General features: G+C 69.8%; 25 protein-coding genes. 13 read left to right on the forward strand and 12 right to left on the reverse strand.

Annotated features, from left to right (window positions below; all coding sequences use genetic code 11):
- The first annotated feature begins 177 nt into the window (after window positions 1–177).
- Genes ACN6LB_RS31940 through ACN6LB_RS31950 form a run of 3 tightly spaced genes read left to right on the forward strand, consistent with a single transcriptional unit; the run spans window position 178 to window position 2,104 of the window.
- Complete coding sequence (locus ACN6LB_RS31940; RefSeq protein ID WP_445028882.1) at window positions 178–1,179, forward strand: AraC family transcriptional regulator; 1,002 nt, start codon at window positions 178–180, stop codon at window positions 1,177–1,179.
- The gene (locus ACN6LB_RS31945) at window positions 1,080–1,799 is read left to right on the forward strand and encodes an AzlC family ABC transporter permease (protein ID WP_445028909.1); all 720 of its coding nucleotides are present in this window, start codon (window positions 1,080–1,082) and stop codon (window positions 1,797–1,799) included. Before ACN6LB_RS31940 ends, ACN6LB_RS31945 begins: the two co-directional genes overlap by 100 nt.
- Window positions 1,796–2,104, forward strand: coding sequence for an AzlD domain-containing protein (locus tag ACN6LB_RS31950; RefSeq protein WP_445028883.1), 309 nt, complete (start codon window positions 1,796–1,798; stop codon window positions 2,102–2,104). The genes ACN6LB_RS31945 and ACN6LB_RS31950 overlap by 4 nt, the downstream gene beginning before the upstream one ends.
- Window positions 2,105–2,216: 112 nt before the next feature.
- Here ACN6LB_RS31950 and ACN6LB_RS31955 read toward each other — a convergent pair whose 3' ends face one another.
- Entirely contained in the window at window positions 2,217–3,161 is a 945-nt protein-coding gene (locus ACN6LB_RS31955) for a hypothetical protein (protein ID WP_445028884.1), read from the reverse strand.
- A gap of 80 nt (window positions 3,162–3,241) precedes the next feature.
- On the opposite strand from ACN6LB_RS31955, the gene ACN6LB_RS31960 reads away from it, so the two are divergent.
- The gene (locus tag ACN6LB_RS31960) at window positions 3,242–3,436 is read left to right on the forward strand and encodes a DUF3046 domain-containing protein (protein WP_356136686.1); all 195 of its coding nucleotides are present in this window, start codon (window positions 3,242–3,244) and stop codon (window positions 3,434–3,436) included.
- 60 nt (window positions 3,437–3,496) lie between these two features.
- Window positions 3,497–4,792 carry an AI-2E family transporter gene (locus ACN6LB_RS31965; RefSeq protein WP_445028885.1) on the forward strand — a complete coding sequence of 432 codons (1,296 nt, stop codon included), beginning with the start codon at window positions 3,497–3,499 and terminating at the stop codon, window positions 4,790–4,792.
- Here the strand turns inward: ACN6LB_RS31965 and ACN6LB_RS31970 are convergent.
- Window positions 4,786–5,634 carry a hypothetical protein gene (locus ACN6LB_RS31970; RefSeq protein ID WP_445028886.1) on the reverse strand — a complete coding sequence of 283 codons (849 nt, stop codon included), beginning with the start codon at window positions 5,632–5,634 and terminating at the stop codon, window positions 4,786–4,788. The two genes, ACN6LB_RS31965 and ACN6LB_RS31970, sit on opposite strands and share 7 nt — an antisense overlap.
- Before the next feature lie 367 nt (window positions 5,635–6,001).
- Here ACN6LB_RS31970 and recA point away from each other — a divergent pair, with 367 nt between their 5' ends.
- The 4 genes from recA to ACN6LB_RS31990 all read left to right on the forward strand — a co-directional run bounded on the left by recA (window position 6,002) and on the right by ACN6LB_RS31990 (window position 11,614).
- Window positions 6,002–7,126, forward strand: coding sequence for a recombinase RecA (gene recA, locus ACN6LB_RS31975; protein ID WP_356136680.1), 1,125 nt, complete (start codon window positions 6,002–6,004; stop codon window positions 7,124–7,126).
- Between the two features lie 15 nt (window positions 7,127–7,141).
- A complete protein-coding gene (gene recX, locus ACN6LB_RS31980; RefSeq protein ID WP_445028887.1) occupies window positions 7,142–8,053 on the forward strand; it encodes a recombination regulator RecX in 912 nt (303 codons plus the stop codon).
- 400 nt (window positions 8,054–8,453) lie between these two features.
- Window positions 8,454–9,083 carry an ArsR/SmtB family transcription factor gene (locus ACN6LB_RS31985; RefSeq protein WP_445028888.1) on the forward strand — a complete coding sequence of 210 codons (630 nt, stop codon included), beginning with the start codon at window positions 8,454–8,456 and terminating at the stop codon, window positions 9,081–9,083.
- Window positions 9,080–11,614, forward strand: a complete 2,535-nt coding sequence (locus ACN6LB_RS31990) for an ABC transporter permease (RefSeq protein WP_445028889.1) — start codon at window positions 9,080–9,082, stop codon at window positions 11,612–11,614. The genes ACN6LB_RS31985 and ACN6LB_RS31990 overlap by 4 nt, the downstream gene beginning before the upstream one ends.
- Before the next feature lie 81 nt (window positions 11,615–11,695).
- On the opposite strand, the gene ACN6LB_RS31995 is transcribed toward ACN6LB_RS31990, so the two are convergent.
- From ACN6LB_RS31995 to ACN6LB_RS32010, 4 genes are all read right to left on the reverse strand, one after another.
- Complete coding sequence (locus ACN6LB_RS31995; protein ID WP_445028890.1) at window positions 11,696–12,097, reverse strand: rhodanese-like domain-containing protein; 402 nt, start codon at window positions 12,095–12,097, stop codon at window positions 11,696–11,698.
- Window positions 12,094–12,633: a cysteine dioxygenase gene (locus tag ACN6LB_RS32000; RefSeq protein ID WP_445028891.1), complete on the reverse strand. Its 540-nt coding sequence runs from the start codon at window positions 12,631–12,633 to the stop codon at window positions 12,094–12,096. Before ACN6LB_RS32000 ends, ACN6LB_RS31995 begins: the two co-directional genes overlap by 4 nt.
- Window positions 12,634–12,706: 73 nt before the next feature.
- Window positions 12,707–12,793, reverse strand: coding sequence for a putative leader peptide (locus tag ACN6LB_RS32005; RefSeq protein ID WP_313960178.1), 87 nt, complete (start codon window positions 12,791–12,793; stop codon window positions 12,707–12,709).
- 145 nt (window positions 12,794–12,938) lie between these two features.
- Window positions 12,939–14,540 carry an FAD-dependent monooxygenase gene (locus tag ACN6LB_RS32010; RefSeq protein WP_445028892.1) on the reverse strand — a complete coding sequence of 534 codons (1,602 nt, stop codon included), beginning with the start codon at window positions 14,538–14,540 and terminating at the stop codon, window positions 12,939–12,941.
- 762 nt (window positions 14,541–15,302) lie between these two features.
- Between ACN6LB_RS32010 and ACN6LB_RS32015 the strand changes: the two genes are divergently transcribed.
- Window positions 15,303–15,620, forward strand: coding sequence for a transposase domain-containing protein (locus ACN6LB_RS32015; protein WP_445028893.1), 318 nt, complete (start codon window positions 15,303–15,305; stop codon window positions 15,618–15,620).
- Here ACN6LB_RS32015 and ACN6LB_RS32020 read toward each other — a convergent pair.
- From ACN6LB_RS32020 to ACN6LB_RS32040, 5 genes are all read right to left on the reverse strand, one after another.
- On the reverse strand, window positions 15,601–16,044 hold the full coding sequence (locus tag ACN6LB_RS32020; protein WP_445028894.1) for a transposase: 444 nt from the start codon (window positions 16,042–16,044) through the stop codon (window positions 15,601–15,603). The two genes, ACN6LB_RS32015 and ACN6LB_RS32020, sit on opposite strands and share 20 nt — an antisense overlap.
- Before the next feature lie 425 nt (window positions 16,045–16,469).
- Complete coding sequence (locus ACN6LB_RS32025) at window positions 16,470–17,378, reverse strand: amino acid ABC transporter permease (RefSeq protein ID WP_445028895.1); 909 nt, start codon at window positions 17,376–17,378, stop codon at window positions 16,470–16,472.
- Window positions 17,375–18,040 carry an amino acid ABC transporter permease gene (locus ACN6LB_RS32030; RefSeq protein ID WP_445028896.1) on the reverse strand — a complete coding sequence of 222 codons (666 nt, stop codon included), beginning with the start codon at window positions 18,038–18,040 and terminating at the stop codon, window positions 17,375–17,377. Before ACN6LB_RS32030 ends, ACN6LB_RS32025 begins: the two co-directional genes overlap by 4 nt.
- 128 nt (window positions 18,041–18,168) lie before the next feature.
- Window positions 18,169–19,008 (reverse strand): glutamate ABC transporter substrate-binding protein, encoded by an 840-nt coding sequence (locus ACN6LB_RS32035; protein ID WP_445028897.1) that lies wholly within the window; start codon window positions 19,006–19,008, stop codon window positions 18,169–18,171.
- 79 nt (window positions 19,009–19,087) lie between these two features.
- Window positions 19,088–19,864 (reverse strand): amino acid ABC transporter ATP-binding protein, encoded by a 777-nt coding sequence (locus ACN6LB_RS32040; RefSeq protein WP_356136657.1) that lies wholly within the window; start codon window positions 19,862–19,864, stop codon window positions 19,088–19,090.
- Window positions 19,865–20,198: 334 nt separating this feature from the next.
- Between ACN6LB_RS32040 and ACN6LB_RS32045 the strand changes: the two genes are divergently transcribed.
- Both ACN6LB_RS32045 and ACN6LB_RS32050 read left to right on the forward strand, forming a co-directional pair.
- The gene (locus tag ACN6LB_RS32045; RefSeq protein WP_356136655.1) at window positions 20,199–20,885 is read left to right on the forward strand and encodes a response regulator transcription factor; all 687 of its coding nucleotides are present in this window, start codon (window positions 20,199–20,201) and stop codon (window positions 20,883–20,885) included.
- Window positions 20,886–20,894: 9 nt separating this feature from the next.
- Window positions 20,895–22,298 (forward strand): sensor histidine kinase, encoded by a 1,404-nt coding sequence (locus ACN6LB_RS32050; RefSeq protein ID WP_445028898.1) that lies wholly within the window; start codon window positions 20,895–20,897, stop codon window positions 22,296–22,298.
- A 39-nt stretch (window positions 22,299–22,337) separates the two neighbouring features.
- Here the strand turns inward: ACN6LB_RS32050 and ACN6LB_RS32055 are convergent, their stop codons facing one another.
- The gene (locus tag ACN6LB_RS32055) at window positions 22,338–23,336 is read right to left on the reverse strand and encodes a TAXI family TRAP transporter solute-binding subunit (protein ID WP_445028899.1); all 999 of its coding nucleotides are present in this window, start codon (window positions 23,334–23,336) and stop codon (window positions 22,338–22,340) included.
- A gap of 83 nt (window positions 23,337–23,419) precedes the next feature.
- Between ACN6LB_RS32055 and ACN6LB_RS32060 the strand changes: the two genes are divergently transcribed.
- Window positions 23,420–23,824, forward strand: coding sequence for a pyrophosphohydrolase domain-containing protein (locus ACN6LB_RS32060; RefSeq protein WP_445028900.1), 405 nt, complete (start codon window positions 23,420–23,422; stop codon window positions 23,822–23,824).
- The last annotated feature ends 7 nt before the right edge of the window (window positions 23,825–23,831 follow it).

Raw genomic sequence — 23,831 nt, forward strand, 5'->3', positions numbered from 1 at the left:
AGCGGAGGGCGGTGACGCGTACAAGCGGAGGGCGGTGACGCGCCATCCGCTGCGGGCGGACGTTCCGGCCCGTCCCCTGCCGTGCGTACGCGGCCGCGGGTGCGTGGGGGCGGGGGCGGCTGAGGGGCGGAGCGCTGCGAGGGCTGATGGGGGTGTGGAGCGGCGCAGAATGGGGGCATGGGTGGTTCCGGGGAGCGGGCGCGGCACTGGCGGTATGCCGAGTTGCCGGGGGTCGATCTGCTGCGGGCGCGGTATGTCGACAAGATCTTCGTGCGGCATACGCATGAGAACTTCGTCATCGCCGCGATCGCTGATGGTGTGGAGGTCTTCCACCACGGTGGTGCCGATCAGTACGTGGGGCCGGGCGCCCTGGCACTGGTCAATCCCGATACGCCGCACACGGGCCGCGCCGGGGTTCCCGAGGGATGGCGGTACGGGGCGGTCTATCCGTCGCCCGAGTTGGTGGCCGGGATCGCGGCCGAGACCACCACTGTGCGCGGCACCCCGGGGTTCACCAGTCCCGTGCTCGATGATCCGTATGCCGCAGGCCTCGTTCATCAGGTGCTGCGGGCCGCGGATGACGGCAACGCGCTGGCCGCCGACACCCTGCTACGGGTCGCGGTGACCCGGCTGCTGCGGCTGAACGGCGGTTCGCTGCCGCAGCGTGCCGTGCGGAGCGCCGGCGCTCGGGTCGCGGCACGCGCGCGTGCCGTGCTGGAGGAGAACATGGCCGCGCCTCCGGCCCTGGAGCGGCTGGCGGCCGACCTGGGCACCAGCCCGTTCGCGCTGCTGCGCGCGTTCCGGAACGCCTACGGGATGCCGCCGCACACCTGGCTGACCGATGCCCGGGTGCGCCGGGCGCGGCATCTGCTGGACGCCGGAACCGCACCGGCCGAGGTCGCCGCCGCTGTCGGGTTCACCGACCAACCTCATCTGAACCGTCACTTCACCCGCGTCGTCGGGGTCCCGCCGGGCGCCTACCAGCGGGAACGCCGGGGCTTGCGCAAGAACGTACAAGACCCACACGGGAACCTTCTCCTACCATCCGATGCGTGGCAGAACAGCAAGCTCTCGCAGACATACGCAGTGACGACGGCGGAAAACCCGACGCCGCCGTCGTCCGGGACGCCCTGGGGGTCGGGGTCGCCGTCGGACTGTCCGGTTTCGCCTTCGGGGTGACCTCGGCCGGCAGCGGGCTCACGCTGCTGCAGACCTGTGCGCTCAGTCTTCTGGTGTTCACCGGCGCCTCGCAGTTCGCTCTCGTGGGCGCGCTCGCCGCCGGGGGCAACCCGCTCACGGCCGCGGCGGGCGCCTTCTTCCTAGGTGTGCGCAACGCCTTCTACGGGCTGCGCCTTTCGCAGCTGCTGGCCCTCCCGCGCGCGGTGCGCCCGTTCGCCGCCCAATGGGTCATCGACGAGACGACGGCCGTCGCGCTCGCGCAGCCGACGCGCCGTAGCGTCCGCATCGGCTTCACCGTCACCGGCCTCACCCTCTACGTGTTGTGGAACCTCACCACACTGCTCGGCGCCGTCGGCGCCGAGGCCATCGGCGACACCGACGCGTGGGGGCTGGACGCCGCAGGGCCCGCCGTCTTCCTGGCGCTGCTCGCGCCGATGCTGAAGAGCACCACGGAGCGTGCGGTCGCGGGTCTCGCGATTGTGCTGGGGCTCGGTCTGCTGCCCGTCCTGCCGGCGGGAGTTCCCGTGCTGGTGGCCGCGCTGGCCGCCCCCGCCGCCCTCTACGTAGAGGGGCGTCGCCGTATGAAGACCACCGACAACGGGGCGAGGGGGGAGCGGTGAACGTCTGGATCGCCATCGGCGCGACCGCTGTCGGCTGCTACGCCGTCAAGCTCATCGGACTCCTGGTTCCGGCCGGCGTGCTGGAACGGCCGCTCGTCAAGCGCCTCGCCGCCCTGCTGCCCGTCGCCCTCCTCGCCGCCCTCACGGCCCAGCAGACCTTCGCCGACGGCCACACGCTGGTCGTGGACGCGAAGGCCGCCGGGCTCGCGGCAGCCGCCGTCGCGCTCGTTCTGCGTGCGCCCTTCCTGCTGGTGGTCGCCGCCGCAGTGGCGGTGACCGCGGGGGTGCGGGCGATGACGGGCTGAGGCATCGGGGCGGGGGCAACGACGGGGCACGGACCGATTGCGAGACCAGGGGATACAGGGGGCCTGTGATGCGCACAGGCCCCCCTGTGCCCCCGCGGGAGCCCCGGGCGGTTCAGCTGATGGGGCGCCCGTACGCCCGTAGCGTGCGCAGTGCCTCGATGGTCACGCGCGGGCGGGACTCCAACGCGATGCCCGGTGCCCATTGACGCCAGCGGACCGGCCAGCCGCCGTCCGTCCGCTGGTCGCCCGCCAGGAAGTCGAGCGAGCGCGTCATCTCCTCGTCGGTGAACCACGCGCGCGCGAGCGAGCCCGGCGTCTTCGCGTAGTCGTGCGCGAAGTGATGCTCTCCCGGCGCATAGCCGGGGGCCACCGGATACGACTCAAGGTGCTCGGGGTCCAGGGCCGCGAGCCGGTGTTCGCGCACCAGGCGGCCCAGGCGGTCGGCGGCCGCCTCGGCGCGCGGGCGGTCGGGCGCGGAGTCGAGGAAGGTCACGACGGCCTCGACCTCGTACGGATGGGACTTCTCCAGGGAATCGACCGCCTGCCAGCAGAAGTCGGTGGCCCTGAACAACCACGCGTGCCACACCTCGTTGCGGTGCAGCAGGCCCACCACGGGCCCGGTGGCGAGGAGTTCGCTCGGCGGGTCGTCGACGACCGGGATGAAGGGCGCCGCCGGATAGCCGCGCTGGCTGGGATGGATCGCCGGCAGCGCGCCGTCCGCGGTGGAGACGGAGGTCAGATAGCGGCACACGCGCTCCACGCGCTGCCCGCCGCAGCGCCCGATCGCGTCCAGGACGCGCAGCGCGTGCGCCGTGTGCAGTGGCTGGCTGACCGGACCGCGCAGATCGGGTTCGAGTGCGTGACCGTACCCGTCGTCCTCGTTGAGGTACGCGGTCAGCGCGGTCTCCACCGCGTCGGCGCTCCCGTTCAGGAAGTGGTACGCGAAGAGGCGCTGCTCCAGCACGCGCGCGGTGAGCCAGACGAAGTGCTCGGCGCGCGAGAGCGGGGTCTGCGCCGGGGGCGTCGGGGGGAGTGGGGATGCTCCTGTTTCGGCCATGCGTCAGACCGTAGGACGGAAAGCGTTCTCGACAAGTGGTCCCGGCGAGGGCCCACCCTCAGGGGCGGGATACTGGAGTCATGCGGTTGACGGTCTTCTGGCAGCGAATGGCGGATCACTTCGGAGCGGGGTACGCCGACACCTTCGCGCGCGATCATGTGATGACGGAGCTCGGCGGACGCACCGTGCACGAGGCTCTGAACGCCGGCTGGGAGGCCAAGGAGGTGTGGCGCGCAGTGTGCACTTCCATGAACGTTCCCCACGAAAACCGCTGAAGGGCCCCGAGGATCGAGGGGTGGTCACCGATTGTCGGTGGCGTGGGCGAGACTTGCACCGTGGCCCCGACAGACGAGACCGCGCAGGTCGCCCAGCACGCATCCCCCTTCGGCACGACACCGCCCTCCGGTCCCCCGGACCAGGACGCCGTCGCGCGAGGCGGGCGTATGCCGCGCTGGCTGCCGCGCGCGATGGTGCTCGCCCTCGCACTCATCGCCGCCTTCCAGCTGGGCAGTTGGGCGTTCCACCAGCTCACCGGCCTCCTGATCAACATTCTCATCGCGTTCTTCCTGGCGCTCGCGATCGAGCCGGCGGTCAGCTGGATGGCCTCGCGCGGCATGCGCCGTGGGCTGGCCACCTTCGTCGTCTTCCTCGCGGTGATGATCGTGGTGGCGGGCTTCATCACGCTGCTCGGGTCCATGCTCGCGGGCCAGATCATCAAGATGGTCGAGGGCTTCCCGGACTATCTGGACTCGGTCATCAACTGGATCAACACCACCTTCCACACCGAGTTGAGACGGGTGGACATCCAGCAGAGCCTGGTCCGTTCCGACTGGCTGCGGAAGTACGTGCAGAACAGCGCCACGGGCGTCCTCGACGTGTCCGCGCAGGTGCTCGGCGGCCTCTTCCAGTTGCTGACGATCGCGTTGTTCTCGTTCTACTTCGCCGCCGACGGGCCGCGGCTGCGGCGGGCGTTGTGCTCCGTGCTGCCGCCCGCCCGGCAGGCCGAGGTGCTGCGCGCTTGGGAGATCGCCGTCGACAAGACCGGCGGCTATCTGTACTCACGTGGCCTGATGGCACTGATCTCGGGCATCGCGCACTACATCCTGTTGCAGTCCCTGGGCGTGCCCTACGCGCCCGTGCTTGCTGTCTGGGTCGGCCTGGTCTCGCAGTTCATTCCGACCATCGGCACGTATCTCGCCGGCGCCCTGCCGATGCTGATCGCCTTCACGATCGACCCCTGGTACGCGCTGTGGGTGCTGATCTTCGTCGTGGTCTACCAGCAGTTCGAGAACTATGTGCTGCAGCCCAAGCTGACCGCCAAGACCGTGGACATCCATCCCGCGGTCGCCTTCGGGTCGGTCATCGCGGGCACCGCCCTTCTCGGCGCCGTCGGCGCCCTGGTCGCCATTCCCGCGGTCGCCACCCTGCAGGCCTTCCTGGGGGCGTACGTGAAGCGCTACGACGTCACCGACGACCCCCGGGTGCAGGGGCACCGCCGCCGGGCCTCGGGCAGCGTCCTCGCGCGCGTGCGGCGGTTGTGGAGGCAGCCGCGGGCAGAGGAGCACGGGGAGCACGGGGAGCACGGGGAGCACGGGGAGCACGGGGAAGGCTCCCCGCAGAACCCTCAGTAGGTGAAGGCTGCCCACGCTCCCGCGCCGAGAACGGCCGCCACGTAGCAGCCGACCGCCGCGTACAGGACGCGTTGTCCGGTCCTCTCGCTCCAGGACGTGCGGGACAGCAGCCAGGCCAGCGCGGGCAGCACCAGGACGGCGTGCAGGCTCCCCCCGTGCAGGGGCTTGAGCGGGGCTGTCGAGTGGTAGGCGGCCTCCTGGTGGCCGGTCCGGGTGAGGACGACTCCGCGCGCGATCATCGCCGCACCCGACACGAGGGCGACCAGCAGGAGCGCGAATCCGGAACGCAGCGCGAGCGGCATCCCCGAGGGACCCGCGGGGCGATGCCGGAACGAGGCGACGGCGAACACGGTGAGCAGGACCACGAGCACTCCGCCGCCCACGGCGAGCGTCATCGAGACCGCGGTGTCGAAGGTGGTCTCCATGTTGAGATGCGAGGGGACCCGACGCCACGCCTGGAGGGTGATCCCGCCGACCTCCACGACACAGTCCGCGGCGAACACGACCAGCAGCGTCGTGCGCAGCCGCGTCCCGATGCGCAGATACGACGTGACCCAGGTGATCGCGATCAGCGTCAGCCCGAAAGAGAGCCCGAACGTGACGGGCTTGCGCCACGAGACAGGCCCCTCCCAGGGGCCGCCGTCGACGGCGAAGACCATCAGGTGCGCCAGACCGGACAGCGTCAGTACGGCACCGGTTCCGTAGCAGAGGCGTTCGGCTCTCGTCGTCCTCCGGGTGCCCGGGCCCGGCACCGCGAGCGCCGGTGTGGTGCCGGGGGAAGAGAGTGGGGCGGTGAAGGGGGCGGGGATGGCTGGGGTGCGTGGTCCGCTGCGGCTCTCCATGGGCTCAGCTTGCGCGGGCCGGGCCGTGCGGTCGTCGTACGGCCGAAGACTCCTGCCGTACGCCCGGGAGAGTAGGGCCGCGCGGTCGTCGTACGGTGCCGGCTCGTCGGGTGCGGAGGTTCGGTGACGGGTGATGTCGGACCGTGAACGTAGTCTCGGAGGTGCCGCGTGGTGCGCTTGACACCAAAATCGAACATCCATTCTCATGGAGTCTCCGGCGAGCCTCTCGATGGGGATTTCGAGAGGGTTTTCGTGGAGATGTGCCCGAGTTATCCACAGGCCGGACGGGCGTCGGGGCGCATTGTCAGTGGCAGGCGTTAGCGTCTTTGACGTGAAGCGATCGACTCAAGCAAACCGGGTGGAACCCATGGCAGGAACCGACCGCGAGAAGGCGCTCGACGCCGCACTCGCACAGATTGAACGGCAATTCGGCAAGGGCGCGGTGATGCGCCTCGGCGAGCGGCCGAACGAGCCCATCGAGGTCATCCACACAGGGTCGACCGCGCTCGACGTCGCCCTCGGTGTCGGCGGCCTGCCGCGCGGCCGAGTGGTGGAGGTGTACGGCCCGGAGTCCTCCGGGAAGACGACGCTGACGCTGCACGCGGTGGCGAACGCGCAGAGGGCCGGCGGCCAGGTGGCCTTCATCGACGCCGAGCACGCCCTCGACCCCGAGTACGCGAAGAAGCTCGGCGTCGACATCGACAACCTGATCCTGTCCCAGCCTGACAACGGCGAGCAGGCCCTGGAAATCGTCGACATGCTCGTCCGCTCCGGCGCGCTCGACCTCATCGTCATCGACTCCGTCGCCGCGCTCGTCCCGCGTGCGGAGATCGAGGGAGAGATGGGCGACTCGCACGTGGGTCTGCAGGCCCGTCTGATGAGCCAGGCCCTGCGGAAGATCACCAGCGCGCTCAACCAGTCGAAGACCACCGCGATCTTCATCAACCAGCTGCGCGAGAAGATCGGCGTGATGTTCGGCTCCCCGGAGACGACGACGGGTGGCCGCGCCCTGAAGTTCTACGCCTCGGTGCGACTCGACATCCGCCGTATCGAGACGCTGAAGGACGGCACCGACGCGGTCGGCAACCGCACCCGCGTCAAGGTCGTCAAGAACAAGGTCGCGCCCCCCTTCAAGCAGGCCGAGTTCGACATCCTCTACGGGCAGGGCATCAGCCGCGAGGGCGGTCTGATCGACATGGGCGTGGAGAACGGCTTCGTCCGCAAGGCCGGTGCCTGGTACACGTACGAGGGCGACCAGCTCGGCCAGGGCAAGGAGAACGCCCGTAACTTCCTGAAGGACAACCCCGACCTCGCCAACGAGATCGAGAAGAAGATCCTGGAGAAGCTGGGCGTCGGTGTGAAGCCGCAGGAGCCCGCCGCCGAACCGGGTGTGGACGCGGCGGTCTCGGCCGCTCCGGACGACGCAGCCAAGACGGTGCCCGCCCCGGCGGCCAAGGCGGCCAAGTCCAAGGCCGCGGTGGCCAAGAGCTAGTCCGCGAGTCAGTCAATGACACGACGAACGGACTGGGCCGAGTACGCCTACCCCGTGACCCCGGAGGGGCAGGGGCACGGGGCCGACGACGGCTCGGCCGGAGACGGTGGCGGGGCGTACGGCAGCGACGGGTGGCGTGACGGCGACCCGGGTGGCGATGGACCGTACGCGTACGGAGCCGATCCGGATGGCGAAGTTCCGGATGGCGAAGGTCCGTACGGCGGCTCCCCCCGCGGCGACAGCCCGTCAGGCGGCCACCGCGCGACGGGCGAAGGCTCGCGCCGCGGCGGTGGTCGGCGCGGTGACGGAGGACCGCCCGGCGGGCGGGGGCGTCGGCGGCGTGGCGGTGGCTTCGGCGAGCCGTCCGGCGACCCACAGGACGGAGGCCTCCCTTCCTCGTCGAGGGCCGAGAAGGGGGAGCCCCCAGGGGACCCGGCTGAGCGGGCACGGGCGATCTGCCTGCGCCTGCTCACCGGGACCCCGCGCACGCGGAAGCAACTCGCGGACGCGTTGCGCAAGCGCGAGATCCCTGACGACGTCGCGGACGAGGTGCTGTCCCGCTTCGAAGAGGTCGGCCTGATCAACGACAGTGCCTTCGCGGAAGCCTGGGTGGAGTCGCGGCACCATGGCCGCGGTCTGGCCCGGCGGGCACTCGCGCGGGAGCTGCGGACCAAAGGCGTGGACTCGACGCTGATCGACGAGGCCGTCGGACAGCTCGACTCGGACCAGGAGGAGGCGACCGCCCGCGAGCTGGTCGCCCGAAAGCTGCGCTCCACGCGCGGCCTCGACCGTGACAAGCGCCTGCGCCGCCTTGCGGGCATGCTGGCCCGCAAGGGCTACGGCGAGGGCATGGCCCTGCGAGTGGTCCGGCAGGCGCTGGAAGAAGAGGGCGAGGACACGGACGGGCTCGGGGACGAGGCGTTCTGACCTCGGCGGTGGTCCCACGGATACCGGAGGTCCCGGGACCGCCCCCCACGGAACCCGCGGGGCCGAACCGGGCGCGCGAACCGTGGCGCTCCGAATCCTGGGTCCCACGAGATCAGCGGCCAACAGCCGATAGTCGGCCGACAGCCGACAGCCAAGAGATGACGGTCACCGGTCGGCAGCCCGATCGCGGGCCCTGAACACGGTAGACGCGCGGGGGCGCGCCGATCGCGTTCAGGGCCCGGACGTATTTCCCAGCGGGTGCATTTCCCGCTCCGGCCGGTGTCTTTCCCGCCCGGGCGATGATGCCCAACTCCGCCTCGCCGGGGTGGGGTTAACCCCCGGCTCAAGATGCCAGGTCACCGCAGTGCACAGGTATCTGTGCACAGGCGACTGTGTACGCATGGCACAGCAACCCGGCGCGACCGAACCCCCGGAGACACCGAGCACCCCCATCGAGCTCTCCGACCTCGCCACGCTCAAAGCCCTCGCGCAGCCCCGCAGGCAGCGGATGCTCCAGCACCTCACCCTGCACGGCCCCGCCACCTCCGCGACGCTCGCCCGGGCCCTGGGGCTCAACACCGGAGCCACCAGCTATCACCTGCGCGAACTCGCCCGGCACGGCTTCGTGGAGGAAACGGCGGAACCGGAGGAGGCGTCCGGCCACGGCCGGGAGCGCTGGTGGCGTGCCGTACCCGGTGACCGGCGCTTCCCGCCGCGCAGCCGCCAGAGCCCCGAGATGCGGCTGGTGATGGACGAGCTGAACCATCACGCGTACGCCGCCGACCTCGAACTCTTCGAGCAGGCACAACTGCGACGGGACGCGGACGACGACCCCTGGGCCGACGCCTTCCCGTACTCGCGCGGCACCGTGCGCCTCACGCTCCCCGAACTCCGCGAGTTCTTCGAGGAGTACATCGCGCTCCTCAACCGCTACAAGCGCCCCGAATCCGACACTCCGCCCGGCGCCCGCACCATGCTCACCCGCTTCCTCGCCTTCCCGGCCCCCGCGAAAGAGAGCGACCTGTCATGATGCTGCGCTACGCACTGAAGACCGTCCGAGCCCGCAAGGGCGGCTTCCTCGGTGCCTTCCTCGCCCTGATGTGTGCGGCCGCCCTCATCACCGCCTGCGGCACCCTCCTCGAAACCGGACTGCGCGGCACGATCAGCACCGAGCGCTATGCCGCGACCCCCGTCGTGGTCTCCGCCGACCAGAACGTCCACCAAACGACCGTCAAGCACAAGAAGGGCAAGACCAAGGTCAAGCACAAGGCCAAGCCGATCGCCGAACGTGCCTGGCTTCCCGACGACCTCGCCGCACGCATTCGCCAGGCACCGGGCGTAGGCCGTGTCATCCCCGAACTGACCTTCCTCGCCCAGCCGTTGATGCCGAAAGTCGCGGCAGAGAAGAACAGAGCCGCCTACGGCCATGCCTGGGACTCCGCCGCGCTGACCCCGTACACGCTCACCACCGGCACCGCGCCCAAGGCCGACGATGACGTCGTCATCGACCACTACCTCGCCGAGCGCGCGCACCTCCGGCCGGGCGACCGTCTCACCGTCCAGTCGACACAGGCGCCGCGCACCTACCGTGTCAGCGGAATCGCGGCGCCCGCCCGGTCCGTGCACCATCAGACCTCCCTGTTCTTCTCGGTGCGGGAGGCCCGGCGTCTCGCCGCGCACCCCGGACAGGTCACCGCCTTCGGCGTGCTCCCCACCAAGGGCACGGATGCCGTGGAGCTGAAGCAGTCCGTCGCGAAGGCCCTGCACGGCACCACCGCTCAGGTCAGCGCGGGCGACGGCCGTGGCCCGGTCGAGTTCCTGGACGCGGCCAACGCCCGGACGAAGCTGGTCAGCATGGGCGGCGCGATGGGCGGCACCTCGCTGCTCGTGGCCGTCCTCGTGGTCGTCGGAACCTTCGCGCTCTCCGTTCAGCAGCGCCACCGCGAACTCGCCCTGCTGCGCGCCATCGCCGCCACACCGGGCCAGATCCGCCGGCTCCTCGGCCGCGAAGCACTACTGGTCGGCGCGGCGGCCGGTGTCCTCGGAGCCCTCGCGGGGCTGCCACTGGGCAGCTGGCTGCACAGCCGGTTCGTCGCCATGGGTGCCGTCCCGGCCACGCTGCAGCACACCGTCAGCGTCTTCCCGCTGTTCGCGGCGGTCGCCGCGACGCTCCTCGGAGCGTGGGCCGCCGCCCGTGTCTCCTCCCGGCGCGTCACTCGGATCCGCCCGGCCGAGGCACTCGCCGAAGCGAAGGCCGAGCCTGCCCGCCCCGCATGGGGGCGCATCCTCGCCGGACTCGCGCTGCTCGCCGGTGGCTCCGTCCTTGTCGCCGTGCTCAGCATCCTGCGCACCGAACCCGCCTCGACTCCCGTGACCTTCCTCGCCGTCGTGGTCCTCTCCTCCGCCGTCGCCCTGCTGGGCCCGCTCCTGGTCAGGGCAGCCGCCGCGCTGCTCTCCCGTCCGCTGCGACTGACCGGTCCCGGTGGCCGCCTGGCACGCGCCAACCTGCGCGGCAACGCCGCCCGTATGGCCTCCGTTGTCACCCCTCTCACCCTGCTCATCGGCATGACCTGCACGGTTCTCTTCGTTCAGCCGACTCTCGGCGACGCGGCCCGCGCCCAGGCCCGCGAAGGCATCCGCGCCGACTGGGTGCTGGCCGCCCAGGGCCCCGGTGTCCCCGCCGAGGCCGCCCGACTGCTGCGCACACAGCACGACACCGCCACCGAAGTGGTCCGTACGACGGTCCGCGTGGGACTCGACAAGTACGCGGCCCAGGGCGTCACGCCCGAAGGCCTCGCCCGCACATGGGACCCGGACGTCACCGCCGGCTCACTGACCGCCCTGAAGAGCACCACCGTCGCCGTCAGTGAACTCGCAGCCGACCAACTCCGCTTGAAGCCCGGCAGCACTCTGAAGCTCACCCTTGGCGACGGCACGCCCGCCACGCTCACCGTCGCCGCCGTGTATGCCAAGGGCCTCGGCTTCGGCGACCTCACCTTCGCCCATGACCTCATCACCCGCCACGTGGACAACCCCCTCGCCACCACCGTGCTCGTCAGGACCAGCCGTACACAGACACAACTCGCGACTACGCTCCGTGAGTTCCCGGCTGTCCATGTCCTCGCACCGGCCGCCGCCGACTCGATCCAGGCGGACCGTCAGCAGGCGAACGCCGAGGTCAACTACCTGGCCATGGGGCTGGTCCTGGCCTTCACCGCCATCGCCGTTGTCAACACCCTGGCGATGTCGGTCTCCGAACGTGTCCGGGAGTTCGCGATGCTCCGCCTCGCCGGGGCGACCCGCCGCCAGGTGCTGCGGATGCTGCGTAGCGAGGCTTTGTCGGTCCTGCTCCTTGCGACGGTCCTGGGCAGCGGTATCGCCCTCGCTGTCCTCACCGCCTTCAGCGTCGGGATGACGGGCAGCGCGGCTCCGGCAGTCACCCCTCTGCTGTACGTCGCCGTCGTCGCGACCGCCGGCCTCCTCGCCCTCGTAGCCACCGCGTTGCCGGGCCGTGTGGCGCTGAAGGTCCGCGCCGTCACGGTGGCCACGGCCAAGGAGTAACCGGTAAGGGGCAGTACGCAAGGGTGGGCGCCCCTTACAACAGGGGCGCCCACATCGACGTACGACCAGCCAAAACCTCTGTTACGTCGTCACCGGAAAGCCGGCCGCCTTCCACGCCTGGAACCCGCCGACCAGATCCGTCGCCCGGTGCAGGCCCAATTGCCGCAGGGACACGGCGGCCAGACTCGACGCGTACCCCTCGTTGCAGACGACCACGACCCGCAGATCGTGGCTCGTCGCCTCGGAGGCCCGGTGGCTGCCCTGGGGGTCGAGGCGCCACTCCAGCTCGTTGCGCTCGACGACGAGGGCACCGGGGATCAGACCGTCGCGGTCGCGCAGGGCGGCGTACCGGATGTCGACCAGGAGTGCTTCGCCCGACTGCGCGGCGTCGTGCGCCTCCTTGGCCTCCACGCGGTCGAGGCCCTCGCGGACCCGCTCCAGCAACTCGTCGATGCCCACGGGGTGTTCGGACTCTGTGCTCACTGCCAGTCCTCCGGACGCTCGACGTGCTCCAGACGCAGTACCTGCCCGGTGCGGCTGTAACGGCGGATCCGCGGCAGGGGCGGATAGTAGGCGTGGACGGAGATCGCGTGCTCGTCGGTGGACTCGTTGAGCACCTCGTGGACGTGGTGACGGCCGAAGGCGCGCCCCTCGCCGGCGGTCAGCCGGCGTTCCCGGTCCACTCCTTCGGTGAGTTCCAGGGTTTTCCAGCCGTCCGCGGGGAGGCGGGCGGCGAGCGAGTTCTCCTTGAGTTCGCCGGACGCGGCGAGGAAGGCGCCGACGGACTCGGCGTGGTCGTGCCAGCCGGTCCCGGTGCCCGGTGGCCAGCCGATGAGCCAGGCCTCGCTGCCGCCGGGGCCTTCGAGGCGCACCCAGGTACGGCCTTCGGGGTCGAGCGGGAGCGAGGAGATCAGCTCGGCGTCGGCCGCCGCTCGGCGCACGAAGTCGAGCAGTTCGGCCTGGGTGGGGGGCCGGACGGGCGCGGAAGCAGGGAGGGAGACAGAGGGTGACGCAGACAAGGGGGCCGTCCTGAGCGTTCGCGGGAGGGCGCGCGGCAGCACGGGCCGGGGCGCGCGAGGAAAGGGATGCGAATCAGCAGGACGGGCGACACACGCAGCCCGCATAGCGGACGAGGTCCATATGGACCCTCCGCCACAGGCGCACACAGGTGTCGGTCACGATCCGGAGTACACCATGCCGGTGCAGACCGGTCAACTCACCGTCACTATGTGGACCACAGCGTGACTACAGGATCGGAAGAGCTCCAGGTCAGGTCGGCACCGCAGGCGCCGGGCCGGCGCAGAAGCGGCTGGGCACCGACCCCTCAGCTCTTGCCGGCCGTCGCGCCCGCCTCCGTGCGCGCAGGACCACCCACAGTGGCCTCCGCCGCCGCGTACAGATCGGCCGGGCGCACCCCGCTCAGCGCCGTGACAAGGTGCCCGTCGGGGCGGAGGAGAAGCACGGTGTGCGCGGGCGCACCCGGGTAGCTCTCCGTGACCAGCAGCTCAGCGGGATGCGGCAGCGCGGTGACGGCAGCCGCGAGCCGGGGCATGATCCCCGCCGTGACCCAGTGCTTGCGCTCCCACACGCCCGTACCGGGGGCGATCAGCACCACCAGCAGCGCGCCGTGTCCGAGCCGGTCCCGCAGCCGCACAAAGGAGCCGTCCTCGGCAGTCACCCGCACATCGGCGGCCGGCGCCCCGGGCTCCGTGTCCACGGCGACCGCCGACTCGGCGTACGGAGGCGCGAGCGGCGAATCGGCGTACGCCCCCGGCGCACCGAGCGGGCCCTGCCCCAGGTGGCCGTCCGTGAGCAGCGCGTCGTGGCCGCGGGCCGAGCCGGGCACGTAGGCGCGCAGGCCCGCGCCACCGCGTACGAGGGGCAGCGCCTGGTCGGCGGCGCGCAGCCGGGCCGCGACGACCGCGCGACGCTCGTCCTGATAGCTGTCCAGCAGCTTGTCGCGCGGTCCGTGGTGCCAGGCCAGCGCCAGCTTCCAGGCGAGGTTGTCGGCGTCCCGCAAACCCTCGTCCAGACCCTGCGTACCGAGCGCGCCGAGCAGGTGGGCGGCGTCCCCGGCGAGGAAGACGCGGCCTGCGCGCCACCGGCGGGCGAGGCGGTGGTGGATCGTGTGGACGCCGGTGTCCAGCAGTTCGTACGGCGGTGTGGAGCCCCCGCTCCAGCCCGCGAGGGTCTCCCGGATGCGTGCCAACAGCAGGTCCGGGGTGACCAGGTCCTTGCCCGGCGGCAGCAGCCAGTCCAGGCGCCACACGCCGTCGGGCAGCGGGCGGCCGGCCACCTCCCCGGCCGAGGGGCCCGCCGTCCGCCAGGGCGGCATCCGATGGAGCAACGCCTCGCCGGGCCAGGGAAGTTCCGTCCGCAGGGCAGCCACGGCGTGTCGTTCGACGGCCGTGCGGCCGGGGAAGCGGATGTCCTGGAGCTTGCGCACGGTCGAACGCGGTCCGTCGCAGCCGACCAGGTAACTGCCGCGCCACCACGTGCCCTTGGGGCCGCGGGTGTGCGCGGTGACACCCGACGGGTCCTGCTCGACGGAGTCGAGTCGGCTGTCCGTGGTGAGCCTGACCAGCCGCTCGTCGGCGATGGCTTCGCGCAGGGCGGTGGTCAGGACGTGCTGGGCGATGTGGACGGGCGCCGGATCGGTGTTGTCGAACGTGATCTCGCGGATCACCTGCTTGCGCCGCACCGACCGCCATCCGGCCCAACGGAATCCGGCCTCCGCGAGCGGCAAGCCGGTCAGCCGTTCCACGAGCGCGGCGGTGTCCTCACGCAGTACGACGCTGCGCGCGAGCCGCTGCTCGTCCTTGCCCGGACCTTCGTCGAGGACCACGGAAGGAACGTCCTGGCGTGCCAGCGCAAGGGCGAGCGTCAGCCCGACAGGCCCCGCTCCGACGATGATCACCGGGTCCACGGCGCGGTGCCCCCTGCCCGGAGCGGTGTCCTGGGGGACGTACGGGAACAGGCAGTTGGAGCGGGGTGCGCGATCACAGAACGTATGCAACCCATTGCCAGTGCTTGCGTCAAGTGACGAAGGTAGTGGCGATCACGCCACTACCTCCGTCACTTGACTGCGCATCAGGTGTACGTGATCCAGTGGTGCAGCGGGCCTCCCGTCGCCGCGGCGGCGCGAGCTGCCCTCGAAGGGGCCTGCGCTCGAAGGGACGAGCATCGCAGCCGAGGCTGAGGATCGGGCGGTGCCCGGACACTGCGAAGGCGACCTCATTGTCGGCCTGAACAGTTCGTGATCGGCACCGTGGTCGAGCGAGCTACCCGGTTCGCGGCGCTGCCGCGATATTCGCCCATGTCCGAAAACGGTGGGCCCGCATCAATAACGGCCCGGCACTGGCCGGGCACAGAGTCGAAGCCGTGTGCGACGCCGTGGGTGGGACGATCTACCTTGCTCGAACAGCTCCGCAAGTCGCTGACTCGGAATCAGGGTGCGGAGACGGCCCAGCACGCTCAACTCCGCGTTTTTACCAGCCTGGAGATCTACTTTCGCCGATGCTCACAGCACGTGGCAGCGTGGCCCCAACAAAACACCAAGGGCCTGCTCCGCTGCACTTTCCCAAGGGCACCACCTTGACCTCCGCACAAACGCGGCGGTCTGGACGCAATGCCGTTGCGTTAGCTTGCGGGCGTAGGCTGCTGTGTAGTGGTCCCGGGGGTGGTTCGGGTGGCTGCAAGCGTCTCTGAGTTATCGGGTTTAGGCCTGTTGACCTGGGTCTATCCGCCAGGTCTGGTGGATCGGGTGGTGGCCGCCTGCGGTCGTGTGGAGCAACGCAAGCGCCTGCTCCCGGCCCGGCTGGTGGTGTATTTCGTGCTAGGGCTGGCTCTCTTCTCTCCTGCCCCGTATCTGGACGTGATGCGGCAACTACCTAACTTTTCTCGGCCTCGCCGCAGCAGTTTGCTGCTACAAGCCATTCGTCCGCCTCAGTATGTAGGCCACCGTCTAACTGACGTTTGGTCCCGGGTTAGGTTCCGTGCCAGTTGAGGGTGGCTTCGCCTATGAGCCTGCGGGCCATGAGGTCGATCATCGCGAGGTGGATCATGGCGTCGGTGCGGTGTGGGCGGGTCTCGTAGTCACGGGCGAGGTGGCGGTGGTGCATGAGCCTGCCGATGCTGCGCTCGATCGTCCATCGTCTCGGAATGATCGTGAATCCGCGTGCTCCACGGGCTGGACGTCGATGCGGGCGCCGTGGTCGATGGCCGTGGTGCGGTAGCCGGCGTCCGCCCAGGCCCTTGGTCACGTGGGGGTAGGCGGCGGCGATGCGGGACAGCAGGGTCACGCCGGCCGGGGTGTCGGACACGCTGGCGGCGGTGACCAGCACGGTCAGCAGCAGGCCGAGGGTGTCGCAGCCGAGGCGGCGCTTGCGGCCGATGATCCGATTCCCGGCGTCGGTGCCCTGGTCGGCCAAGTGCACCTTGGCGGAGGTCTGGATTCCTCTGCTGCCGCATCACCAGCAGCCGACTCACGAATGTCTCCCGTCCCATGATGCCGGAGCCGAGAAGCCCTGACGCATCGAGCGCAAACAGAACCAAACGCTCAGGGAGCCAGCCCGGCATCTTCAGATGTCGGTCGTCGCCGGCGGTGTGGGCCAGTCGGCCGTCACCATCCGGCGATGGGGGACCAACAAGGGTTCCTGTGGGGTGAGTTCTGGTGAGATACCCGATTCAACGAGCCAGGAGCCTCGCCCGCGTACGCGGGCGTCCCGGCTGAGGCTTCCGGATCACCCGACCAGCCGGTGAGCTGAAACGGTTCACAGATGGCCTGCCGGGCTTGGCCCTGCGTATGACTGGGTCCGCCGATATCCCGGCGGACCACAGCTCTATCGGATGCATGTCAGATCGTGCGGTCGGAACCGGTTCCGTAGGTGCCCCCGACCTCGGCGGCGTTGAGCTCTTCCACATCCGCGGCCCCGAGGACCGCACCGGTGCTCCGCTTGCTGCGGCGCAGCCTGCGCTCCAGCCAGCTTGCGAAGCTCGTGAGGAGGAAGTTCACGACGATGTAGATGAGCGCCACCCCGACGAAGCTCTGGATGACATTGGCGTAGTTGGCCGCGAAGGTGCTGCGCGTGTTGAGCAGCTCGGTGTAGCCGATCATCACGCCACCCAGCGCGGTGTCCTTCACGATGACGACGAGCTGGCTGACGATGGCCGGCAGCATGGCCGTGACCGCTTGCGGGAGCAGGATGCTGGTCATCGTCTGGCCCTTGCGCAGGCCGACGGCGTAGGCGGCCTCCGTCTGCCCCTTGGGGAGCGCGAGGATGCCGGCTCGTACGATCTCGGCGAGGACCGAGGCGTTGTAGAGCACCAGGCCGGTGACGACTCCGTACAGGGGCCGGTTGTCGCTGCTCACGTTCGCATAGCGGGAGTAGAACTCGTTGGCGAACAGCATCAGCAGCAGCACGGGGATCGAGCGGAAGAACTCGACCACGACGCCAGCCGGCACGCGGACCCACCGGTGGTCGGACAGGCGGCTGATACCGAAGAACGCACCCAGCGGAAGCGCGATGAGCATGGACAGTGCGGCGGCCTTCAGCGTCTTCCCGAGGCCAGGCAGCAGATACGTCGTCCAGGCGTCGGACGTCGTGTAAGGCTCCCACAGGGACCACTTCAACTGGCCCTTGTCGTCCAGTGTCCGCCAGATCCACCACGCCAGAAGGGCGAGCAGGATGACGAAGATCGCCGAGAAGAAGACGTTGCGTCGCTTGGCCCGAGGGCCGGGGGCGTCGTAGAGGACGGAGGTCATCGCTTCACCGCCAGTCGCTTGCCCAGCCAGCCGAGGATGAGGCCGGTGGGAAGGGTCAGAACCACGAACCCGAAGGCGAAGACCGCGCCGATGAGCAGTGTCTGGGCCTCGTTCTCCATCATTGTCTTCATCAGATAGGCGGCCTCCGCCACGCCGATCGCGGCCGCCACGGTGGTGTTCTTGGTCAGCGCGATCAGTACGTTGGCCAGCGGACCGATGACCGAACGGAACGCCTGCGGCAGCACGACGAGCTGCAGCGTCTGGCTGAAGCTCAGCCCGATCGCGCGAGCCGCCTCGGCCTGTCCGAGGGGCACGGTGTTGATGCCGGAACGCAGCGCCTCGCACACGAAGGCCGCGTGGTAGGCAACCAGACCGAGCACCGCAAGGCGGAAGCCCTGGATCTTGAAGTCGGACGCGCCCATCGTCACGCCGAAGATGTCGGCGAGGCCGGCCGAGTTGAACAGGATGATGACCGTCAGGGGGATGTTCCGGACGATGTTGACATAGGCGGTGCCGAACCCGCGCATCAACGGGACCGGGCTGACCCGCATCGCGGCCAGCAGGGTGCCCCAGACCAGGGAGCCGACGGCGGAGAGGACGGTGAGTTTCACCGTCATCCAGAACGCCCCTAGGACGTCATAACCTTGAAGAAAATCGAACACGATCTCCCGCGCTTCCGGGTATGTGGCGTACGAGGACGGCGTGGCGCGCCGCCGCCGTGATCGCGGCGGGCGGCGGCGCGCCAGAGGCACCCTGCAGGGCCGAGGGCTTGCTTAGCCGAGGGCTTGTCCTACTTGACGAGCTGGCCGATCTTCGGCGCATTCTCGTTCTTGTACTTGGCCGGGCCGAAGTTCTTGTCGACCGCCTTCTGCCACGAGCCGTCGCTGACCATCTTCTCCAGAGCGGAGTTGACCTTGTTCAGGGTGGCGGTGTCGCCCTTCTTCACACCGATGCCGTAGTTCTCGTTGCTGAGCTTGAGCCCGGCGAGCTTGAACTGGCCCTTGTACTTGTCCTGCGCGGCGAAGCCCGCGAGGATCGAGTCGTCGGTGGTGACCGCGTCCACGGCACCGCTCTGGAGTGCAGCGATGCACTCCGAGTAGCCGCTGTACTCCTTGAGGTTGGCCTTCGGGGCGATCGTGTCGTGGATGTTCTGCGCCGAGGTGGAGCCGGTCACGGAGCACAGCTTCTTGCCGTTGAGGTCCGTGGCCTTGGAGATGTCCGAGTCCTTCTTGAGCAGCAGGTCCTGGTGGGCCAGCAGGTAGGGACCCGCGAAGTCGACCTTCTGCTTGCGCTCGTCGGTGATCGAGTACGTCGCCGCGATGAGCTTCACGTCGCCGCGGGAGAGCGCGTTCTCGCGGTCGGCGCTCTTGGTCTCGACCCACTGGATCTGGTCCGGCTTGTAACCGAGCTGCTTGGCCACATACGTCGCCACATCCACGTCGAAGCCCGAGAAAGAACCGCTCGGCTCCTTCAGTCCAAGGCCCGGCTGGTCGTACTTGATGCCGATCTTGATCGTCTTGCCGCCCGACGAGCCGCTGTCGTCCTTCTTGTCGTCCGAACCGCACGCCGTGGCGGTGACCGCGAGCGCGAGCACGACGGCCGAGGCGGCGGTGACCTTGCGGAGCTTCATGGTGAACATCCTTTGACTGGTGAAGAGATGCAGGCCTTCGGTGGTGGGAACGCAGGCCCTCAGTGGTGGAACGCAGGACCTAGTGGTGCAGGATCTTCGACAGGAAATCCTTGGCCCGGTCGCTGCGCGGATTGCTGAAGAACTGGTCCGGCACAGCCTCTTCGACGATGCGGCCGTCGGCCATGAACACCACACGGTTCGCAGCCGAACGAGCGAACCCCATTTCGTGGGTGACGACGATCATGGTCATGCCGTCACGCGCGAGCTGCTGCATGACCTCCAGGACCTCGTTGATCATCTCGGGGTCGAGTGCCGAGGTCGGCTCGTCGAAGAGCATGACCTTGGGGTCCATCGCCAGCGCCCGCGCGATGGCGACGCGCTGCTGCTGGCCGCCCGACAGCTGGGCGGGGTACTTGTCGGCCTGGGTGCCCACACCGACGCGGTCGAGCAGCGCCCGGGCCTTCTCCTCCGCGGCCTTCTTCTCGGCCTTGCGGACCTTGATCTGGCCCAGCATCACGTTCTCGAGCACCGTCTTGTGCGCGAAGAGGTTGAAGGACTGGAAGACCATGCCCACGTCGGCCCGCAGCCGGGCGAGCGCCTTGCCCTCGTCGGGCAGTGCCTTGCCGTCGATCGAGATGGCGCCCGAGTCGATCGTCTCCAGGCGGTTGATGGTGCGGCACAGGGTGGACTTCCCGGACCCGGAGGGCCCGATGACCACGACGACCTCGCCACGGGCGATCGTCAGGTCGATGTCCTGGAGCACGTGCAACGCGCCGAAGTGCTTGTTGACGCTCTTCAGGACGACCAGTTCCTCGGTCGCGGCCACGGCGTCCTTGGCCACCGATACTTCGGTCATCGCTTTTTGGCTCCGTCCTCCTCGGTTGCGGAGGACAGTAGTGACCCCGTGCGACCAGCGTCATTACATCTGAGGGGAAATTGAGGATAACGATCCGATAGCGTGCGGATACTCCACGTAATGGCTGCTGCGGGTCGCGTACCCGTTGGGTAACGGAAGCCGCCCGCAACCGGAACCCTCTTGACGTCGTCCTCGTCCATCGGAATGACTGCCATGGTGCACGCGCGCGTGCAGCCGTTCAGCACAGGGAAGCGCACGACCGTTGAGCAGACCGAGACCGTACGACCGTTCTACAAGCCGAGACCGTACGACCGATGAACCGGAGGGGGCCGGGATGAGACTGCTGCTCGTCGAGGACGACAACCATGTCGCCGCCGCCCTGTCCGCGGTCCTGGCGCGGCACGGGTTCGACGTCACGCATGCCCGCAGCGGCGAGGAGGCGCTCCAGGCGCTGGTGCCGGAAGGCGCCGGCTTCGGAGTGGTCCTGCTCGACCTCGGCCTGCCCGACCAGGACGGCTACGAGGTCTGCGGAAAGATCCGCAAGCGCACCAGCACCCCGGTGATCATGGTCACCGCACGCTCGGACGTACGCTCCCGGATCCACGGCCTCAACCTCGGCGCCGACGACTACGTAGTGAAGCCCTACGACACGGGCGAGCTCCTCGCCCGCATCCACGCCGTCAGCCGGCGCAATGCGCACGACGACGGCGCGTCGCCCGCGGAGACCGCCCTGCGGCTCGGGCCCGTGCACATCGAACTCCCCACCCGCCAGGTCAGCGTGGACGGTTCGGTTGTCCAACTGACCCGCAAGGAGTTCGACCTTCTCGCACTGCTGGCCCAGCGCCCCGGAGTGGTCTTCCGCCGGGAGCAGATCATCAGCGAGGTGTGGCGCACCAGCTGGGAAGGGACCGGGCGCACCCTGGAGGTGCACGTCGCGTCCCTGCGCTCCAAGCTGCACATGCCGGCGCTGATCGAGACCGTACGCGGCGTCGGGTACCGGCTCGTCGCCCCGGTGTCGTAGCGGGTACAGGTGCGCACACGTCTTCTTCCGCTGCTCATCGTCCTGATGGCGGCCGTACTGCTCGCGCTCGGCATCCCGCTCGCCGGGAGCTTCGCCGCCGCGCAGCAGCAGAAGGTGGTCGTCGACCGCATCGACGACACGGCGCGCTTCGCCGCTCTCGCGCAGTTCGTCACCGACCGGCCCTCCGGCGCCCCGGTGGGCGCCACGGACGAGCGCGGCGAGACCCTCCAGAAGGAACTCGCCGCGTACTACGACGTGTACGGCATCAAGGCGGGCGTCTTCTACCGCAATCACGACCCCATGGCCAACGCGCCCGACGACTGGTTCCTCCCGGACGAGGGCGAGGGCCGGGACGCCTTCGACGAGGCGCTCCTCGGGCGCCGCAGCCACGATCCCAAGCAGGTCTGGCCATGGCAGCGCAGCCGGCTGGTCGTCGCGTCCCCGGTGATCAGGGACGGTGACGTCATCGGCGTCGTCGTCACCGACTCGCCCACTGGACATCTGCGTTCGAAGACGCTGCACGGCTGGCTGCTCATCGGGGCGGGCGAGATCGCCGCGATGCTGCTCGCCGTCGGCGCCGCGCTGCGGCTGACCGGCTGGGTGCTGCGGCCCGTCCGCGTCCTCGACGCCACCACCCACGACATCGCCACCGGACGTCTGAAGTCCCGGGTCGCCGCCGCCGGCGGGCCGCCGGAACTCCGGCGCCTGGCCCGGTCGTTCAACGAGATGGCGGACAACGTCGAAGACGTTCTGGAGCAGCAGCGCGCCTTCGTCGCCGACGCCTCGCACCAACTGCGCAACCCGCTCTCGGCGCTGCTGCTGCGCATCGAGCTGCTCGCCCTCGAACTGCCGGAGGGCAACGAGGAGATCGCCTCGGTCCGCACCGAGGGCAAGCGTCTCGCCGAGGTTCTCGACGACCTCCTCGACCTCGCCCTCGCCGAGCACGCCGAGGCGGACCTCCGGCTCACCGACATCGGCGAGCTGACGGCCGAACGTGTCGCGTCCTGGGCGGCGCTCGCGGCGAGCAAGGGCGTACGCCTGGCGGGGAAGTGCCCGGCCACCACCGCCTGGGCCGATCCGGTCACCCTGTCCAGCGCACTGGACGCGGTGATCGACAACGCGCTGAAGTTCACGCCGCGAGGGGAGAGCGTCGAGGTGGCGGTCTCCTCGAACGGCGAGGTGTCGACCGTCGTCGTCACCGACGGCGGCCCCGGTCTCACCGACGAGGAGCTGGCCCGCATCGGCGACCGCTTCTGGCGCAGCGCCGGCCACCAGAACATCAAGGGCTCGGGACTCGGCCTGTCCATCTCCCGGGTGCTCCTCGCGGCCGGCGGCGGGTCCATCGCGTACGCCCATCACGCGCCGCACGGCCTGAAGGTGACGGTGACGGTGCCGAGGTCGCCGGGCGCCTGACAGGGGCCCGGCGGGGTCGAGGAGCAGGCCGGGAGAGGGCTACGGCTTGACCGAGCGGTAGTAGCGCCGTGCCCCTTCGTGCAGCTGCAGCGGGTCGGTGTAGACGGCCGTCCGCAGGTCCACCAGCTGGGCCGCGTGCACCACGGCGCCGATGTGGTCGCGGCTGTTGATCACCGTGCGGGTGAGCTGTTCCGTGAGCTTCGGGTCCGAGTCCTCGCGCGTGATCAGGAGGTTCGCCACCGCCACCGTCTGCACGGACTCGCCCAGCTGGGCCTTGGGATAGGCGTCGGCCGGCATCACGGCGGCCCGGTAGTAGCTGGAGGCGCCGCCCTGCTGGTGCAGCTTCTCGACCAGGTCGCTGCCGATCGGCAGCAGCTTGATCCTGAAGCTCTGCGAGAGCTTCTGCACGGCACTTGTCGGCAGACCGCCCGACCAGAAGAACGCGTCGATCTTGTGCTGCTTGAGCAGCGTGGGCATGGTCCCGATCCCGTCGGGGAGCGGCACGATGTCCTCCTTGGGATCGAGCCCCGCGGCCTGCAGGACATGGTCCGCTATCAGCCGCACCCCTGATCCGCTCGGCCCGACGGCGACCTTCTTGCCGCGCAGGTCCGCCACGGACTTCACGGACGAGGAGCGCGGGACCACCACGTGCACGTAGTCGTCGTAGAGACGGGCGCAGCCGCGCAGCATGTCCGAACCGGGTGTGCCCTGGAGCATGTACGTCTCCACGGCGTCGGCCGCTGCGATGGTGAAGTCGGCCTGCCCGGTGGCCACCCGCCGTACGTTCTCCTGGGACCCGTCGCTGTTCTGCAGCCGTACGTCCAGGTTGGGCATGTCCTTGGCGAACTCGTCCTGCAGCATCGTGCCGTACTTCTGGTAGACCCCCGTCGGTGTGCCGGTGCTGAACGTGATCGATCCGCTCGGCGACTCCTCGCCCAGCGGCAGCAGCCACCACAGCAGCAGCCCTAGGACCACGGCGGCGGCCGCCGAGCCGAGCAGTGCGCCGCGTCGGCCGATACGGGGGAGTGCCTGGAACATGCGCGCGATCCTGCCAGCCCGGGAGCCGTCCTGACCAGGCCCGGCCCCGCAGGGGGTCTCCCACCGCTCGGTAGGCTCGGCGGATGCAGCCCTCTCCAGCCTCCCTGGTCCGTGAATTCCACGTCGCCTTCGGGCTCGACGCCCGCAGCGTGCCGACGGAGGTCTCCCCGGAGCTCGCCGCCCACCGCGGTGAGCTGCTCGCCGAGGAGGCCGCCGAAGTCGCCGAGGTGGCGGTGAGCGGCCCGCTGGACCGGCTCGCGCACGAGCTGGCCGATGTGGTCTACGTCGCGTACGGCACCGCGCTCGTCCACGGCATCGACCTGGACGCGGTGATCGCCGAGATCCACCGCGCGAACATGACCAAGCTGGGCCCCGACGGCCATGTCGCCCGCCGGGCGGACGGCAAGGTCCTGAAGGGGGAGCACTACCGTGCGCCGGACGTCTCGGAGATCCTGAGCCGCCAGGGCTGGACGGCCCCCGGAGCCTAGGGGGACG

This window comes from Streptomyces sp. SAS_270, from assembly GCF_052543295.1.

What these genes read in the sequence shown, in the direction of transcription:
- ACN6LB_RS32025 (WP_445028895.1), bottom strand. Translation starts at nt 17,378, where the DNA reads ATGACCTCCGTCCTCTACGACGCCCCCGGCCCTCGGGCCAAGCGACGC.
- ACN6LB_RS31970 (WP_445028886.1), bottom strand. Translation starts at nt 5,634, where the DNA reads ATGGAGAGCCGCAGCGGACCACGCACCCCAGCCATCCCCGCCCCCTTC.
- ACN6LB_RS31960 (WP_356136686.1), top strand. Translation starts at nt 3,242, where the DNA reads ATGCGGTTGACGGTCTTCTGGCAGCGAATGGCGGATCACTTCGGAGCG.
- ACN6LB_RS32060 (WP_445028900.1), top strand. Translation starts at nt 23,420, where the DNA reads ATGCAGCCCTCTCCAGCCTCCCTGGTCCGTGAATTCCACGTCGCCTTC.
- ACN6LB_RS32055 (WP_445028899.1), bottom strand. Translation starts at nt 23,336, where the DNA reads ATGTTCCAGGCACTCCCCCGTATCGGCCGACGCGGCGCACTGCTCGGC.
- ACN6LB_RS32035 (WP_445028897.1), bottom strand. Translation starts at nt 19,008, where the DNA reads ATGAAGCTCCGCAAGGTCACCGCCGCCTCGGCCGTCGTGCTCGCGCTC.
- ACN6LB_RS32040 (WP_356136657.1), bottom strand. Translation starts at nt 19,864, where the DNA reads ATGACCGAAGTATCGGTGGCCAAGGACGCCGTGGCCGCGACCGAGGAA.
- ACN6LB_RS31940 (WP_445028882.1), top strand. Translation starts at nt 178, where the DNA reads ATGGGTGGTTCCGGGGAGCGGGCGCGGCACTGGCGGTATGCCGAGTTG.
- ACN6LB_RS31955 (WP_445028884.1), bottom strand. Translation starts at nt 3,161, where the DNA reads ATGGCCGAAACAGGAGCATCCCCACTCCCCCCGACGCCCCCGGCGCAG.
- ACN6LB_RS31990 (WP_445028889.1), top strand. Translation starts at nt 9,080, where the DNA reads ATGATGCTGCGCTACGCACTGAAGACCGTCCGAGCCCGCAAGGGCGGC.
- recA (WP_356136680.1), top strand. Translation starts at nt 6,002, where the DNA reads ATGGCAGGAACCGACCGCGAGAAGGCGCTCGACGCCGCACTCGCACAG.
- recX (WP_445028887.1), top strand. Translation starts at nt 7,142, where the DNA reads ATGACACGACGAACGGACTGGGCCGAGTACGCCTACCCCGTGACCCCG.
- ACN6LB_RS32045 (WP_356136655.1), top strand. Translation starts at nt 20,199, where the DNA reads ATGAGACTGCTGCTCGTCGAGGACGACAACCATGTCGCCGCCGCCCTG.
- ACN6LB_RS31985 (WP_445028888.1), top strand. Translation starts at nt 8,454, where the DNA reads ATGGCACAGCAACCCGGCGCGACCGAACCCCCGGAGACACCGAGCACC.